Annotated in this window: 13 protein-coding genes and 1 riboswitch; of the genes, 2 read left to right on the forward strand and 11 right to left on the reverse strand. The window is 62.1% G+C overall.

Annotation, left to right across the window (positions count from 1 at the left end):
• Window positions 1-7: 7 nt before the first annotated feature.
• The 6 genes from ACFX4T_RS00795 to ACFX4T_RS00820 form a co-directional block, all read right to left on the reverse strand.
• Complete coding sequence (locus tag ACFX4T_RS00795; protein WP_377650620.1) at window positions 8-763, reverse strand: class I SAM-dependent methyltransferase; 756 nt, start codon at window positions 761-763, stop codon at window positions 8-10.
• A gap of 196 nt (window positions 764-959) precedes the next feature.
• Window positions 960-2,369 (reverse strand): aminotransferase class V-fold PLP-dependent enzyme, encoded by a 1,410-nt coding sequence (locus ACFX4T_RS00800; protein ID WP_377650488.1) that lies wholly within the window; start codon window positions 2,367-2,369, stop codon window positions 960-962.
• Between the two features lie 31 nt (window positions 2,370-2,400).
• Window positions 2,401-2,514: riboswitch (SAM riboswitch) on the reverse strand.
• A 181-nt stretch (window positions 2,515-2,695) separates the two neighbouring features.
• Window positions 2,696-3,508, reverse strand: coding sequence for a histidinol-phosphatase (hisN, locus tag ACFX4T_RS00805; RefSeq protein ID WP_216923996.1), 813 nt, complete (start codon window positions 3,506-3,508; stop codon window positions 2,696-2,698).
• A 54-nt stretch (window positions 3,509-3,562) separates the two neighbouring features.
• Entirely contained in the window at window positions 3,563-4,678 is a 1,116-nt protein-coding gene (gene rsgA / locus ACFX4T_RS00810) for a ribosome small subunit-dependent GTPase A (RefSeq protein ID WP_377650489.1), read from the reverse strand.
• Between the two features lie 2 nt (window positions 4,679-4,680).
• Window positions 4,681-6,069, reverse strand: a complete 1,389-nt coding sequence (gene aroA, locus ACFX4T_RS00815) for a 3-phosphoshikimate 1-carboxyvinyltransferase (RefSeq protein ID WP_377650490.1) — start codon at window positions 6,067-6,069, stop codon at window positions 4,681-4,683.
• Window positions 6,070-6,075: 6 nt separating this feature from the next.
• Window positions 6,076-6,591 carry a DoxX family membrane protein gene (locus tag ACFX4T_RS00820; protein ID WP_216923993.1) on the reverse strand — a complete coding sequence of 172 codons (516 nt, stop codon included), beginning with the start codon at window positions 6,589-6,591 and terminating at the stop codon, window positions 6,076-6,078.
• Window positions 6,592-6,783: 192 nt separating this feature from the next.
• Between ACFX4T_RS00820 and ACFX4T_RS00825 the strand changes: the two genes are divergently transcribed.
• Entirely contained in the window at window positions 6,784-7,596 is an 813-nt protein-coding gene (locus ACFX4T_RS00825; RefSeq protein WP_377650491.1) for a sigma-70 family RNA polymerase sigma factor, read from the forward strand.
• Window positions 7,593-7,853, forward strand: a complete 261-nt coding sequence (rsrA, locus tag ACFX4T_RS00830) for a mycothiol system anti-sigma-R factor (RefSeq protein ID WP_216923992.1) — start codon at window positions 7,593-7,595, stop codon at window positions 7,851-7,853. The genes ACFX4T_RS00825 and rsrA overlap by 4 nt, the downstream gene beginning before the upstream one ends.
• Window positions 7,854-7,968: 115 nt before the next feature.
• Here rsrA and ACFX4T_RS00835 read toward each other — a convergent pair whose 3' ends face one another.
• The 5 genes from ACFX4T_RS00835 to ACFX4T_RS00855 form a co-directional block, all read right to left on the reverse strand.
• Window positions 7,969-8,043, reverse strand: coding sequence for a 50S ribosomal protein bL37 (locus ACFX4T_RS00835; protein WP_369299106.1), 75 nt, complete (start codon window positions 8,041-8,043; stop codon window positions 7,969-7,971).
• 91 nt (window positions 8,044-8,134) lie between these two features.
• On the reverse strand, window positions 8,135-8,749 hold the full coding sequence (locus tag ACFX4T_RS00840; RefSeq protein ID WP_377650492.1) for a PadR family transcriptional regulator: 615 nt from the start codon (window positions 8,747-8,749) through the stop codon (window positions 8,135-8,137).
• Window positions 8,749-9,597, reverse strand: a complete 849-nt coding sequence (locus tag ACFX4T_RS00845; RefSeq protein ID WP_377650493.1) for a DUF4097 domain-containing protein — start codon at window positions 9,595-9,597, stop codon at window positions 8,749-8,751. The genes ACFX4T_RS00840 and ACFX4T_RS00845 overlap by 1 nt, the downstream gene beginning before the upstream one ends.
• An 83-nt stretch (window positions 9,598-9,680) precedes the next feature.
• Window positions 9,681-10,280, reverse strand: a complete 600-nt coding sequence (locus tag ACFX4T_RS00850; RefSeq protein ID WP_216923989.1) for a GDSL-type esterase/lipase family protein — start codon at window positions 10,278-10,280, stop codon at window positions 9,681-9,683.
• Window positions 10,281-10,421: 141 nt separating this feature from the next.
• On the reverse strand, window positions 10,422-14,240 hold the full coding sequence (locus tag ACFX4T_RS00855; RefSeq protein ID WP_216923988.1) for a multifunctional oxoglutarate decarboxylase/oxoglutarate dehydrogenase thiamine pyrophosphate-binding subunit/dihydrolipoyllysine-residue succinyltransferase subunit: 3,819 nt from the start codon (window positions 14,238-14,240) through the stop codon (window positions 10,422-10,424).
• Between the last annotated feature and the right edge of the window lie 481 nt (window positions 14,241-14,721).

The following is a 14,721-nucleotide window of genomic DNA, read 5'->3' on the forward strand; positions in this document are numbered from 1 at the left end:
ACCAAGCCTACCGTGGCGGGACGCCGTGGATCTTGCGTGCCCGCCAGGTGGTCGTTAGGTACGGCAACCCAACTAGTTGGCCTGGGGTATGGCCGAGATGATCGTAGAGGTACCACTCCAGGTTTCCCATGACCTTTGCGCGGGTGGCTTCATTTGCGCGGAGGTAGTAGCTGCGCGATTTTGTGAGCTCCATGATGTCCTCCGGTGACACCGCGTCCTCCCAGCTGGTGAGATGGCTCTCCAAGTCCGTGAATTCCGGTCCGATAACTGGCCGGAAACCGGGCTTGTGCACATCTCCGGCGTGCATGATTCGTGACAACCTGTGAACCCAGGGCACGGAAGTGTCCAGCTGGTTCCAAATGAGGCCAAGGACTCCATAGGGACGGAGGATCCGGGCAATCTCTTTGCTGGCTTTCATCGGGTCACACCAATGCCATGCTTGGGCAACGCTGACGACGTCGAATGCTGAGTCCCCCAGCCCCGTGGCCTCGGCTGTACCCTCCAACACCTCAACGCCGGGATAGGACTTTCGAAGTTGCTCCAGCATGTCTGTGGAAGGATCGACGGCGACCACTTGCAGGCCGCGTTCCACGAGCAACGCCGTGAATTTTCCTGTGCCTGCACCAATATCAGCTGCGGATTTCGCTCCAGGAGGAAGAAGCCAATCCACTGAGTCTGTGGGATATCCGGGCCGAACCCGATCGTAGTGTTCGCCGCCGTCCTGGAAGCTCTGGCCCAGTTCGTGGCGTCGCGTGGCATGCAGCTTGGGACCACCCGGCCTGCCAGCGCTGCTGGAAAGAAGGCTGCCGGAAACACTTCCGCCGGAATCCCGAGGGGAACGCACGGCCACGCACTGACTCCTTTACCGCGAACGCCATTTACCCTACGAATTTACCGCACGGGCGACAATGATGATCCCGGCCTGGGCCAAGGCACCGCTGACCAAACTGTGGCAGTGTTTAGTCGATCGTGCAGGGTGCAGCCCCTGCGGTGCCCGGGGTGTTTGGTGCCCATTCCGGATAGGTGCGGTGGTCATTGGCCGGTACCCATCGGCCCTCATCCACTACATAGTCCCAACCGAGACCCGTGCGCTTGAGTTCTTCGATACCAGCGAGCAGTCGTGTGGCATCCTCCAGACGCGAGCCTACGCCGAAGCTGGCTCGCAGAGAGCCCGAAGGGAGGCCGAGCCGCTTGAGGAGGGGATGGGCGCAGAAGCGCCCGTCACGAAGTCCTACGCCGTGTTCGGCGGCGAGGTAGGCGGCGACCAGCCCGGCGTCGAATCCTTCCACGGAGAAGTTGACCACGCCGATGGTGTCCTCGGAGTCGCTGAAGATCCGGTGAACGGTCACGCCGTCGATTGCTTCAAGTCCCTGTACGAGGTATGAGCGGATGGCAGCTTCATGGGCGTGCCAGGCCTCTTGATCCAAGTCGGCGAGCACCTGCGTCGCACGGGCCAGTGTTGCCGCGCCGAGGACGTTGGGGGAGCCGCCCTCATGGCGTGCAGGACCGGAAGCCCAGCTGACCGAGTCCAAGCGGGCTTCACGAACGGCGCCACCGCCAGCAAGGTGGGGAGTGCCGGCGTCAAGCCAGTCAGGACGACCCACAACAACACCGGCGCCGAACGGAGCGTAGAGCTTGTGCCCGGAGAACACGATGTAGTCGACGTCTGCTGCGGCGATGTCGATGCGGCGGTGGGGGGCAAGCTGAGCGGCGTCCACCACAATCCGGGCTCCGTATTCGTGCGCAAGTGCCGCGAGCTCCGCGATCGGCAGGATTTCACCGGTCACGTTCGAGGCCCCCGTGACCGCCAGCAGTGACACGCCGCCTTGGCTGAGTTCCTCGCGGAGCTTGGCCACGGTAGCTGTCAGTGTCGAAGCAGCTACGACACTGCGGTGAGGGACACCCTGCCAGGGGAGGAGATTGGCATGGTGCTCGATGTCCAGGTAAAGGACCTCGCCCGTTGGCTTTCCGTCCAGCTGAGGGAGGCAGCCCGCCAACAGGTTCAGTGAGTCCGTGGTGTTCCGGGTGAAGATCACGGAATCGTCGGGACGGCCACCAACGAACTCCCGGACGATGTCGCGGGAATTCTCGTAGACCGAGGTGCTGATCTGGGAAGCGTAGCCCGCGCCGCGGTGGACACTGGCGTAGTAGGGGAGGATCTCGTTGAGATACGCAGAAACGATTGTCAAGGCTGGAGCGGATGCTCCGTAGTCAAGGTTGGCGTAGCGGACGTGGCCACCCTGGATCAGGGGAGCTTGCAGCTCTGCACCTGTGACGGCGGCCAGGGGCCTGCCTGCAGCGGCTTCGTGCCTTGCTTCTTCGACCACAAGGGACGTCAGATCGGTGGAGTTGAACGTAGCAGTGCTCATGGGACCTCACTCAGGAGGGACCCCCTACGGGGATCCGCGCTTGCCGCATCCGTTCCGGACCGGCCGGGTCGTCACCCGGGGCACCCCACCGCGAATGGAGGGTTGCCGGCCAGCAAACCGGGGTTTAGCGCTGGCACTCGTGACCTGTAAAGAGGTTAGGTCACGCCTCTGGCCTGTTCCAAAGTCGCCCGCTTTGTTAAGCACATTGTTACGAAGGGTCTTCAAACTGGGCTTTGGGCGAAGAAAAGTCGGCGGATGCCCCGAAAAGGAGGCACCCGCCGTCGAAAATTCTGTGCAAAGCCTGTTTGCTTGTTGGTGCTGCTGGGTCAGAGGAGGTCATCCAGGGCAGGGTTGAGCCGCTTGAGGACCTCTGAATGCAGGATGGAGTTGGTGGCCAGGGCGTTGCCGCCGAAGGGGCCGTCCTCGCCTTCCAACGAGGTGAACCGGCCGCCGGCTTCCGTCACAATGGGAACGAGTGCTGCCATATCGTAAAGATTCAACTCTGGCTCGCAGGCGATATCCACAGCCCCCTCGGCAACCAGGCAATAGGACCAGAAGTCGCCGTAGGCGCGCGTGCGCCAGATGTCTTCCGTCAGCCCCAGGAATTCGTCCAGATTGCCGCGTTCCTTCCAACCGGAGAGGCTGGAATATGACATTGAGGCATCCGCCAACCGCGACACGTTTGACACCTTGAGCCGGGTGGCTGAAGCCAGTGAGCGGCCCATATAGGCGCCCATGTCCTTTGCTGCCCACCAACGCTTGCCCAGCGCGGGAGCGCTGACAACCCCAACGACCGGCTCGCCTTCGTCAACGAGTGCAATCAGGGTGGCCCACACGGGAACGCCCCGAACGAAGTTCTTGGTTCCGTCGATGGGGTCGATGATCCAACGCCGGGAGCCGTGGCCGCTGCTGCCGAACTCCTCGCCGAGGACGGCGTCACGGGGGCGGGAACGCGACAATTGGCCACGGATGGCTTCTTCCGCAGCCTTGTCGGCATCCGTCACGGGCGTGAGGTCAGGCTTGGTCTCGATCTGCAGATCCAAGGCCTTGAAGCGGTCCATGGTTTGGGCGTCCACGGAATCCGCCAGCACGTGGGCCAGTCGCAGGTCGTCGTTGTAGCTGGAAACGGGTTGGGTCATGCCACCAAACTATCGTGAAACGTTCCCTGCAGTTGGATCGTGGTGCACCGACACTTAGTTGACGGTACCGAGTTCCTTGGTCTCTTTCGCTTCCAACCGCGGGTCCGCGCCCAGCAGTCGCCGGAGCGAAGACAAGCGGGCCACTCCGGAAGGACCGGCATGTCCCTCGTTCACCCACCCGTCAAGTCCGCAATTAATGGCGCTGGCATCGTGCTTGCAACCGCGGTCGCAAGTTTCGGTGCCAGGTTCCAAATCGGGGAAGGAATGCAGGATGCGGTCGGGGTCCACGTGTGCCAGGCCGAAGGAGCGGATACCGGGTGTATCGATGATCCAGCTACCGGGAGGTGCGTCTGCCAGCTTCAGGGCCAACGCCGACGACGACGTGTGCCGGCCCCGCCCGGTGACGGCGTTGACACCACCGGTAGCACGCTCGGCTCCTGTGAGGGCATTAACCATGGTGGACTTGCCGACGCCCGAATGGCCCAGCATGACAGTCACTTTTCCATCAAGGTGGGCCCGCAATTCGGCAACGGCGCGGCTGTCCAGCCGCGCTGACAGTCCGTCGTCAGAGCGGGCGTCAATGCCGGACGCTTCATCGTCTGCCGTACGGCTGATGATGATGGGAAAGTCCAGGCTGAGATAGTTGGACAACAGCTCGGCAGGGTCCTTGACGTCTGCTTTGGTGACGAGCAGCAGGGGCTCGATACCGGCGTCGTAGGCTGCAACCAAGGCGCGATCGATAAAGCCGGTTCGGGGCTCCGGATTGGCCGCGGCGACCACCACCACAAGTTGGTCTGCGTTGGCCACCACCACTCTTTCGATGGGGTCGGTATCATCAGCGCTGCGCCGGAGCAGCGTCCTGCGCTCCTGTATGCGGACCAGTCGGGCAAGGGTATCCGGCTCTCCCGATACATCGCCCACCAAAGCGACAAAATCGCCGGGAACAACAGGGTTTCGTCGGAGTTCACGCGCGCGTGCAGCGATGATAATGCGTTCATCAGAGGAGTCTTCCCCAACGATGGCGGTGTATCGCCCGCGGTCCACCGTGATGATCCGGCCGATGACCGCGTCATCATGACTGGGGCGGTCCTTGGTGCGGGGCCTTGATCCTTTTTTGTTCGGACGGATCCGGACGTCGGATTCGTCCCAGGAGCTTGCGTCGCGGCCCATGGTCAGTTGCTGGCCTCACTGGTGACGGTTTCATCGTCGCCTGTGCCCTGCTGCAGCATGGCCTCCCACATCTGGGGAAATTCGGGCATCGTCTTGGACGTGGTGGCGATATCCTCCACCTGAACGCCCTGAACGGCGAGCCCCAAGATAGCGCCCGCTGTAGCCATGCGGTGGTCGGCGTAGCTGTGGACGACGCCTGGATGCAGGGTGGCAGGGCGGATAATCAGGCCGTCAGCTGTTTCTTCCGCGTCTCCGCCGAGCCGATTGATTTCAGCGGCCAGCGCGGCGAGTCGATCGGTTTCGTGGCCACGAAGGTGCGCGATGCCGGTCAGCCGTGAAGGACCTGTAGCCAGTGCGCACAGCGCAGCGACCGTGGGCGCGAGCTCACTGGTTTCGTCGAAGTCGGCGCCTCGGATTTCCGGGCCACCCTTCACCGTGAGCGTACCGTTTTCGAGCGTCACGGTGGCACCCATCTCAACCAGGATGGTACGCCACAGGTCACCCACCTGGGTGGTTTCGGTGGGCCAGTTGGGGATCCGGACGGTACCGTGGGTTGCGAGGGCTGCGGCAAGGAACGGGCCGGCGTTGGAAAGGTCCTGTTCGATCCGCTGATCGAAGGCATGAATGGGGCCAGGCGCCACTCGCCAGTGGTTGGGCACCGAATCGTCCACCTTGACGCCGACTCCACGAAGGACGGCCACGGTCATATTGATGTGGTCCAGGCTGGGAACCGGCTTGCCGACGTGTTCCAGATGAAGGCCTTCGGTGAACCGGGCGCCCACCAGCAGCAAGGCCGAGACGAACTGGGACGATGCGCTGGCATCGATCACCAGGTGGCCACCCCGAACCTCGCCAGTGCCATCCACCGAGAAGGGAAGGGCCGACGGCGTCCTGCCGCCTTCGGTGGCGACAGGAACTCCGAGAGCGAGCAGTGCTTCGATGATGGTCCCCATGGGCCGCTTCCGGGCATGGGGATCGCCGTCGAACATGGTTGGACCATTGCGTAGCGCAGCTAAAGGTGGAACGAAGCGCATGACCGTACCGGCAAGGCCGCAATCGATGGAAGTCGCCGCACCCGAAGCTGAAGGATCCATGGGCGTGATCTCAAGGTCCGGTCCATAATCGCCGTCGCCGGGTACCTCGGTAACGGTGGCGCCCAGTTGCCTGAGCGCCTGAATCATCAGCACGGAATCGCGGGAATGAAGGGGGGCTCGCAGCCGGGAAGGGCCGTCGGCCAATGCTGCAAGGACCAGGAAACGGTTGGTGAGCGATTTTGAGCCCGGCACCGTCACTGTGGCATCCACTGGCTTGGTGGCGTACGGAGCCGCCCAAAGGGGCAGGGTGTCGACTGAGTGTGTTGGACCCGTGTTTGATGCGGTGGTACCTGTCATGCTTCCTTATGCTCCAACTGCGTTGTCAACGGCCTTGCGTACTGCTTTGTCTGCCCGCTTGAGCTGCTTGCCCGTGACCTTCCTGGCGTCGGCAGCCAGGTGTTCGGCCCGCCATGCGAGGCTGGGGCGGCCTTCAGTATCGACAGAGGCCAACAAAACGCCGCCGGTAAGGGAAATGTTCTTCAGGAGTTGGGCCCGGCGTGCGCTCCGGCCGTCCTTGGTGCTGATGTCGGCTGAGCGCCACTCCACGTAGGAGTTCAGTGCCGACGTCAATGCCAGAACCGTTGCCGCGAAGCGGGAGAACTTGCCGAGGCCGAGCAGGGCGCCTGCACCCAGTTGTGCGCCGCCGATAACGCGGGCAAGGACCTTCTCATCTGTCGGGAAGGGCAGTGACTCCGATGCACGGCGAAGGACCGGCGACAGTTGCTTCGCAGTGTCGTCCGCGTTCTTGAGCTTGTCCAGACCTGCAATGACGAAGCTGGACGCGAGCATCGGCCGCGCGAGAAAACGGATAACAGACATGTCTTGCCTCCTGGATGGCTTGCCACGATATTCATGACGATATTCAATACGTGCTGTGTTCAAGGGGTGCAGTCTGCTCTAGTCTTGCATCTTTGCGGAATATTTACCCAGCGGCTGCCGTTGTGAACAAGAGGAACGGTGAAGACCGGGCCGCGGCAAGGCGTTGCCGCTTCGCTGAACGGAGTTGGTTTTTTGACCTTGGTTAGGGACCGTGTGGGTCTCCTGGAGCCCGGGTATCCTGCGCAGCCGGATTCCCGGAAGCTGACAGTAGACTTGGCAACGATGAGCACCATTGAACCGGCCGCAGCGGCCATGTACGAAGCAGCCGATCCGTCCGCGGAGGACGGCGCAGCAGACGCATCGGCACCGGCCGACGTCGATCTCGCCACGGAAACTCCCGAACAGCGGCGGGAGCGCTTCGAGCGCGACGCCATGCAGTACGTGGACCAGCTGTATTCAGCGGCAATGAGGATGGCGCGGAATCCCTCCGATGCCGAAGACCTCGTCCAAGAGGCTTACACCAAGGCGTTTTCGGCTTTCCACCAGTACAAGCCGGGGACCAACCTCAAGGCCTGGCTATACCGGATCCTGACGAATACCTACATCAACCTCTATCGGAAGCGGCAGCGCGAACCGCTGCAGTCCAACTCGGACACGATTGAGGATTGGCAGTTGGCAAAAGCTGAGTCGCACACCTCGTCCGGGTTGCGATCCGCAGAGGCTGAAGCCTTGGACCACCTGCCCGATTCCGACGTCAAGAGCGCGTTGCAGGCCATTCCGGAGGAATTCCGGTTGGCTGTGTACTTCGCCGACGTCGAGGGATATGCCTACAAGCAGATTTCCGAAATCATGAACACCCCGATCGGCACAGTCATGTCGCGGTTGCACCGCGGCCGCAAGATGCTGAGGGACATGCTGGCGGATTACGCCGCAGAACGGGGCTTCAAGGCCCACACCGAAGACCAGGCTGCGGCCGGGAGCAACAATCAGGAGAAAGAGCAATGAGCGACTGCCAGGGATTGGGCGATTGCGACGATACACGGATGCAGCGGATCTATGAGTACCTCGACGGCGCATTGACGCGCGAGGACCTCACAGAGATCAAGCAGCACTTGGACACCTGCGAGGAATGTGCTGAGCAGTATGACCTTGAGTGCCTGATCCGCACCATGGTCAAGCGCTCGTGCACGGAGTCCGCGCCGGAGAACCTCAAGAACTCAATACTTGACCGGATCCACTCCATCAAGCCGGTGGAGGCCTGATCCAACGCCGCTGTTCCAGCAATGGGGCCAGGTAAAGCGCCCAAACGCCAAGGGCCCCGGAAACCGTATGGTTTCCGGGGCCCTTGCTGTTAAGCCTTGACGCTAAGCCGATGGCTTAGGTGTTGGGACGCTTGCCGTGGTTCGCGCCGCCGCGCTTACGGTCACGACGCTTACGTGCACGCTTGCTCATAGCTGGCCTCCTTCGATGATTGATACTCAATAGAGCTGCCCTCCAGTTTCGCACATCCGGGCGTTCGCTCGCGAACCGGGTTGGACGACTGTCAGCTCCGCAGCGAATTCCTGATTGAGATGCGGGCTTGGTCCAACACTGCGCGCACTGTCTCAAGGGTTACGGGATTCAGCGGGTGCGAGGCGCTGTGTTGACGCAACTCCACGCGGATGTCATCGCGGAATGATTGGACCAGGAGCTCGGCCTCTTTGAGCATTCGGTCACCCTCAGGGGAAAAGCCCGCCGTCCTGCTTTGGAAGGTGGCGGCCGTCGCAGTGCTGCGCGCGGCCTCAGCCGTAGCGGCGAGATCCGCCTTCAGGCCACGCATGTTGGTTCTAATGTCTTCCCGAAGGTTGTCGGCCAGTCGACGCACGGAGGCTGAGATATTATCCTCGACGTCGGCAAGCTCCTGCCGCCGTCGGTTCAACTCCGCCAGTCCTGTTTCGGTGATGAAGTACTTGGTGCGGCGGCCCTCGGTCTCTGTAGCTACAAGGCCTTCCTCCTCCAGTTTCCCAAGACGAGGATAGATCGTCCCGGCGCTGGGGGAGTAGGTGCCGCCGAACCGGTCACCCAGGGCCTTGATCAGCTCGTATCCGTGCTTGGGTCCTGACTCAAGCAGCGCCAGAAGGTACAAGCGCAGGGCGCCATGCGCAAAAACAGGAGGCATCAGAGACCCGCCTCCCCAGGCACCGGGTGGTCATTTCCCGAGGCTGGCGCTGTGCCATGCATGATGTAAGTCTTGCCGGAGACTGTGTTGGTCCGCACGAGCATGAGCCTCTCATCCGGACCGACGATGGTCTGCACCTTGCTTCCGGGCTGGGCATACATCTGGTCATCAATGATGACGGTGCCGCTGGCGGACTTGGCAACGATGTCCAGGCCGACGTCGTGCGGCAGCCGGATGGTGAGGTCCCCTGACACCGAATTGGCTCCGAGGTCGTTGGTGTAGTCGTGGAGGTCGAAGCTGAGGTCACCGCTCACGGTGCTTGCCCTGACGTTCTTGAACTTGCCCGAGGCGGTGACTTCACCTGAAACGCTCTTGGCGGTCAGGACGCCGTCGTGGTTTCTGGCTATGACTTCGCCACTGACGGTGTTGACGTGCAATTCACCGCTGGTGTCGTCGGCCATGACCGAGCCCGAAACTGTGTTGAGCCGAATCCGTCCCTTGACGCCGGAGACCATGCCATCGCCGTTTACTGTTCCCGCTTCGACGTCCACTCCGTGCGGAAGCGCGATCCCGACTACAACGGAGTTGGTGCTGGTGTTGTTGACGGTACCCATCAGGTTTCGAAACCAACCTTGTGGTCCTTGGAGTTGATGGCGTACCTCCAGGCGGCCGTTCACCAGCGTGACGGCCAGGGGGTCGCCGCTGATTTCGCTGACCTCGATCCGGACGAAGGGTTCGTCGTGGCTGACGACGTCGAACCGTCCCTTGACTATTCCAAGTTTGAGCGAGTGGACATCGTCCACATCAATAGTTTGTGGGCCCGTCACGGTCCAAAGCTCGTCAGACATGATCCCTCCAAATTGCGATATATCGCGTTGATGAAAACACGATATATCGCGAATAGGGGAAACGCAATGGTTTGCTGGGAGGGCTACTCCGGCTGGGCGATGTTAAGCCACTGGAACCAGCCGCGGTGCAGCACGAGCCACGCGATCAATCCGTAGCCAGCCTGCCCGGGTGTCCCTCCATTGGCTGCGAGGTCCGTCCTCCATTGCTCGTGGTTCAGCAATGGAGAGAAAGTGTCAACGTAGTGGTGGTTGCGGCGGGTGGTGACATCGGCAAATGCTGTGTTCAAATCGGCCAGGCGTTTGTTGCGCGCGGGATCGAGAGTGGGTGGCGGGCCCACCACGAACACTTCAACGCCACTGTGCGAGGCCCCGTCAAGAATATTGGCCAGGTTCAACCGGCTGCGCGCCGTGGAAAGCCCGAACTCCAGGTCACGGCCGGAGAGTCCTATGACCAATCGGTTCTCGTGCGAGTCGCTGAAACGGCGGCCGGCTTCGTCCTGCCATCGCGAGGCGAGTCCCTCGGTGCCTTCCATGGGGCAGGGGAGTGAGAAGCTTTCCACCACGACGGTATCCTGGGGCGTGCGGGCCAGCACTCTTCCGAGCCAGCCCAAGGCGCGGGGGTCACCCAAGCCGGCGAGCAATTCATCTCCTACAGCCGCGATACGCAGCTTCCTGTCTTCCACGGTTACCTCTTCACACTCGTTACGGTCCTTGCACGGCTTTTGGATCTGCGGCCGGCTTGATGAACCGGGTACCTGTCCCATTAAACAGAACTGCCCGGCCGGAAGTGCATTGACAGCACCTCCAGCCGGGCAGTTTCTTGGCTACTTGCGTTCGAACGCCTGCTTGATCAAGGCATCCTGCTCAGCAGCGTGACGCTTCATGGAGCCTGCGGCGGTGGACGCAGATGCCGGACGCGACACGAGGCGGAGTTTGCGATCCAGCTCCGGTGCCAGGTTCAGGCCCATGAACGGCCACGGACCCTGGTTGGCGGGCTCGTCCTGGGCCCAGACGATGTCAGCGTTCGGGTACTTGGCGAGCTCTGCATCAATTTCGGCCTTCGGCAGCGGGTACAGCTGCTCCACGCGGATGATGGCAGTCGAGGTGTCCCCGGATTTCTGTCGGTTGGACAGGAGGTCGTAGTACAGGCGGCCGGAGACCAGGATGACCCGGTCCACGTTTGCAGCCTCTACCTCGGGATCGCTGATGACTGGCCTGAACCCGCCGGTAGTGAAGTCCTCGACGGCGGACGCGGCGCCCTTGAGGCGCAGCAACTGCTTCGGCGTGAAGATGATCAACGGCTTGCGGGGACGGCTGTAAGCCTGGCGACGCAGCAGGTGGAAGTGGGACGCTGCCGTGGTGGGGTTGGCGACGATCATGTTGTCCTCTGCACAGAGCTGCAGGAACCGCTCGATGCGTGCAGATGAGTGGTCAGGACCTTGGCCTTCGTAGCCGTGCGGCAGCATCAGCACGAGCGAGGAACGCTGTCCCCACTTCTGCTCAGCGGAGGAAATGAATTCGTCGATGATGGTCTGCGCACCGTTGACGAAGTCACCGAACTGGGCTTCCCACAGCACGAGGGCGTCGGGGCGCTCCACCGAGTATCCGTATTCAAAGCCCATGGCCGCATATTCGGACAGCAGGGAGTCATAGATCCACAGCTTGGCCTGGTTGTCCGAGAGGTTGCCCAGGGGCAGCCACTCATTGCCATTCGCGCGGTCGTGGAACACTGCGTGACGCTGCACGAAGGTACCGCGGCGCGAGTCCTGGCCGGCCAGCCGGACGGGGACGCCCTCCATGATCAGCGACCCGAAGGCCGCGATCTCGCCAAAGCCCCAGTCAATGCCGCCTTCACGGGACATTTGCTCACGCTTCTCCAGGAGCTGCTTGAGCTTGGAGTGAACCGTGAAGCCCTCCGGGATCTCCAGGTGGGCCTTGCCGATGCGGGCAAGGGTCTCGGGGGAGATGGCCGTGGAAGCCGGTGAGTTGGTTCCGAAGTCCGCCTGCTGGGCAATCGGGCGCTCGATGTCCGAGACAGCAGCAGAGTCAGCCGTGATGATCGGGATGGGGGAGGTCTGCGCTGCATGCGTCTCAGCAAAGACCCGCTCAAGGCGTTCCTGGTAGTCGCGGAGCAGCTGCTCGGCTTCTTCCTCGGTGATGTCGCCACGGCCGATCAGCGATTCGGTGTACAGCTTGCGGACCGAACGCTTGGCTTCGATCAGGTTGTACATCAGCGGCTGCGTCATCGAGGGGTCATCACCCTCGTTGTGACCACGGCGGCGGTAGCACACCATGTCGATGACAACGTCCTTGTGGAAGCGCTGGCGGAACTCGTAGGCGAGCTGCGCAACACGCACCACGGCTTCGGGGTCATCGCCATTCACGTGGAACACGGGGGCCTGGATCATCTTGGCAACATCCGTGGAGTACGTGGACGAACGCGAAGAGGACGGTGCCGTGGTGAAGCCAACCTGGTTGTTCACGATCACGTGGATGGTGCCACCCGTGCGGTAACCACGCAGCTGGGAAAGGTTGAGGGTCTCAGCAACAACACCTTGGCCTGCGAAGGCAGCGTCACCGTGAACCATGATCGGCAGGACCGGGAAGGACTCCCCTTGGTCCAGGCGGTCCTGCTTGGCGCGGACGATGCCCTCGAGCACGGAGTCGACTGCTTCAAGGTGGGACGGGTTGGCGGCGAGGTAGACCTTCGTCTGCTTGCCGTTGTCCGAGGTAAAGGTGCCTTCAGTACCGAGGTGGTACTTCACATCGCCGGACCCCTGGACAGAGCGCGGGTCCTGCGTGCCTTCGAATTCACGGAACACCTGTGCGTAGGTCTTGCCTGCGATGTTGGTGAGCACGTTCAGGCGGCCACGGTGGGCCATGCCGATCGCGACTTCGTCCAGGCCGTCGTCGGCAGCGTCCGAGATGACAGCGTCAAGGAGCGGAATAAGTGACTCGCCTCCTTCGAGGGAGAAGCGCTTCTGCCCGACGAACTTGGTCTGGAGGAAGGTCTCGAAAGCCTCGGCTGCATTGAGTTTTGAAACGATGCGCAGCTGCTCTTCCCGACTCGGCTTGGAGTACGGGTGCTCCAGCTGGTCCTGGAACCACTTACGCTCCGCAGGCTCCTGGATGTGCATGTACTCGATGCCTGTGGTGCGGCAGTAGGCATCCCGCAGTACACCAAGGATGTCGCGGAACTTCAGCTGCGGCTTGCCGCCGAAGCCACCTGTGGGCCATTCGCGGTCCAGGTCCCAGAGCGTGAGGCCGTAGGTCAGAACATCAAGGTCAGGGTGCTTGCGCTGTACGTATTCCAGGGGATCCGTGTCTGCCATGAGGTGGCCACGCACACGGTAGGAGTGGATGAGCTGCTGGATGCGGGCAACCTTATTGATCTCATCTGCAGGGTCAACCTGGAGGTCAGGGCTCCAACGGACGGGTTCATACGGAATGCGGAGGGCTTCAAAGATTTCGTCGTAGAAGTTCTGCGCACCAAGGAGGAGCTGGTGGACCAGCTTGAGGAACTCGCCGCTGCCTGCGCCCTGGATGACCCGGTGGTCGTAGGTGGATGTCAGCGTGAGGATCTTGCTGATGGCGTTCTGGGCGATGATCTTCTCGCTGGCACCCTGGAACTCGGCCGGGTAGTCAAGGGCGCCGACGCCGATGATGGCTGCCTGTCCCTTGGAGAGACGTGGTACTGAGTGAACCGTGCCGATGCCGCCGGGGTTGGTCAGGGAGACCGTGGTGCCGGCGTGGTCATCCGCCGTGAGCTTGCCGTTGCGGGCCCGCTTGATGAGGTCCTCGTAGGTGTGCCAGAACTCGGCAAAGTCCATGGTCTCGGCCTTCTTGATGTTGGGAACCATCAGGAGGCGGGTGCCATCGGGCTTGGGCATGTCAATGGCGATGCCAAAGTTGACATGGGCGGGCTGGACAGCGCTCGGCTTGCCATCAATTTCGTCGTAGTAGACGTTCATTGACGGGAACTGGGAGAGCGCGCGGACAACCGCGTAGCCAATGAGGTGGGTGAAGGACACCTTGCCGCCGCGGGCACGTGCAAGGTTGGAGTTGATGACAACGCGGTTGTCGATCAGCAGCTTGGCAGGAACTGCCCGGACACTCGTGGCCGTAGGCACCTCAAGGCTGGTCACCATGTTGGTAGCGATGGCCTTGGCCGGTCCGCGGAGGACGGAAACGACGTCTTCCTCGGGAGCGGTGGGAGCCTTGGTGCTCTTGGGCAGCTGGGCAGGAATCGGCTGTGCGGCATTGCCGCCGACGGGCTTCTTTGCTCCGTCCTTGGCAACCGTGGCGGGGGCTTTCTTCGCCGGAGCCGGGGCTGCTGCTTCAGCAGGGGCAGCGGTTGCAGGGGTGGTGGCCGGGGCAGCTTCGGGGGCGGCCGGCGCCGGTGCCGGTGCCGCTTCAGCCGGAGCTACGACGGGAAGAACTTGGGTGGGGGGATTGGCAGCGGCTGTGGCTGCGGAGGTTCCGTTGGAAGAAGTGCCGTCACCGGTATCGAAGGATTCGAAGAGCGGCCACCACTTGGCGTCGACCGAATTCTTGTCCTGCTGGTACCGCTCGTACAGTTCGTCAACGAGCCACTCGTTTCCGCCAAATTCCTCTGGTAGACGGTGGCTGGGCTGCTCTGGCACTTGAAATACGCCTCTTCCATGAGTTTTGATTTCCCGCTGGCCAAGGTTGCTTTTCCGCAACAATGCACCAGGGTCCGGGTCCCGCGAACTCAGACCTTTGTCAGTCTAGTTAGGATCGTTGGTTAACTGCCAATAGTGGTGACCTAAATCATGTTGAGGCCGACGTAATGCCCAGGCGCCCATTTTTCCTTCAGCGCGTCACCCCTGCATGGGCCCGCAGTACCTGCCCTGTAGACTGAAACCCTTATGGACAGTAAATCTAGGTGCCGGCCTGGGAACTGTCGGGGGAGCCGATCAGGCAACTCCGCACAGCGCGCCCCTCGAGCCGGCAACACCCGTTCACATGCCCATCACGCGCCGGCTTTCCAAGCCGGTGGTGCCACGGACCATGCGTCTGCGGCACCAGATCAGCCTCCGCCGGGGCGAATCTCCCCCTTGGGGGCAAGTTCCGCACTGCAAGCGCCTGCCCTTGGAGGGAAGC

The organism is Paenarthrobacter sp. YIM B13468 (assembly GCF_042788025.1).
In the GTDB taxonomy this organism is placed as follows: domain Bacteria; phylum Actinomycetota; class Actinomycetes; order Actinomycetales; family Micrococcaceae; genus Arthrobacter; species Arthrobacter aromaticivorans.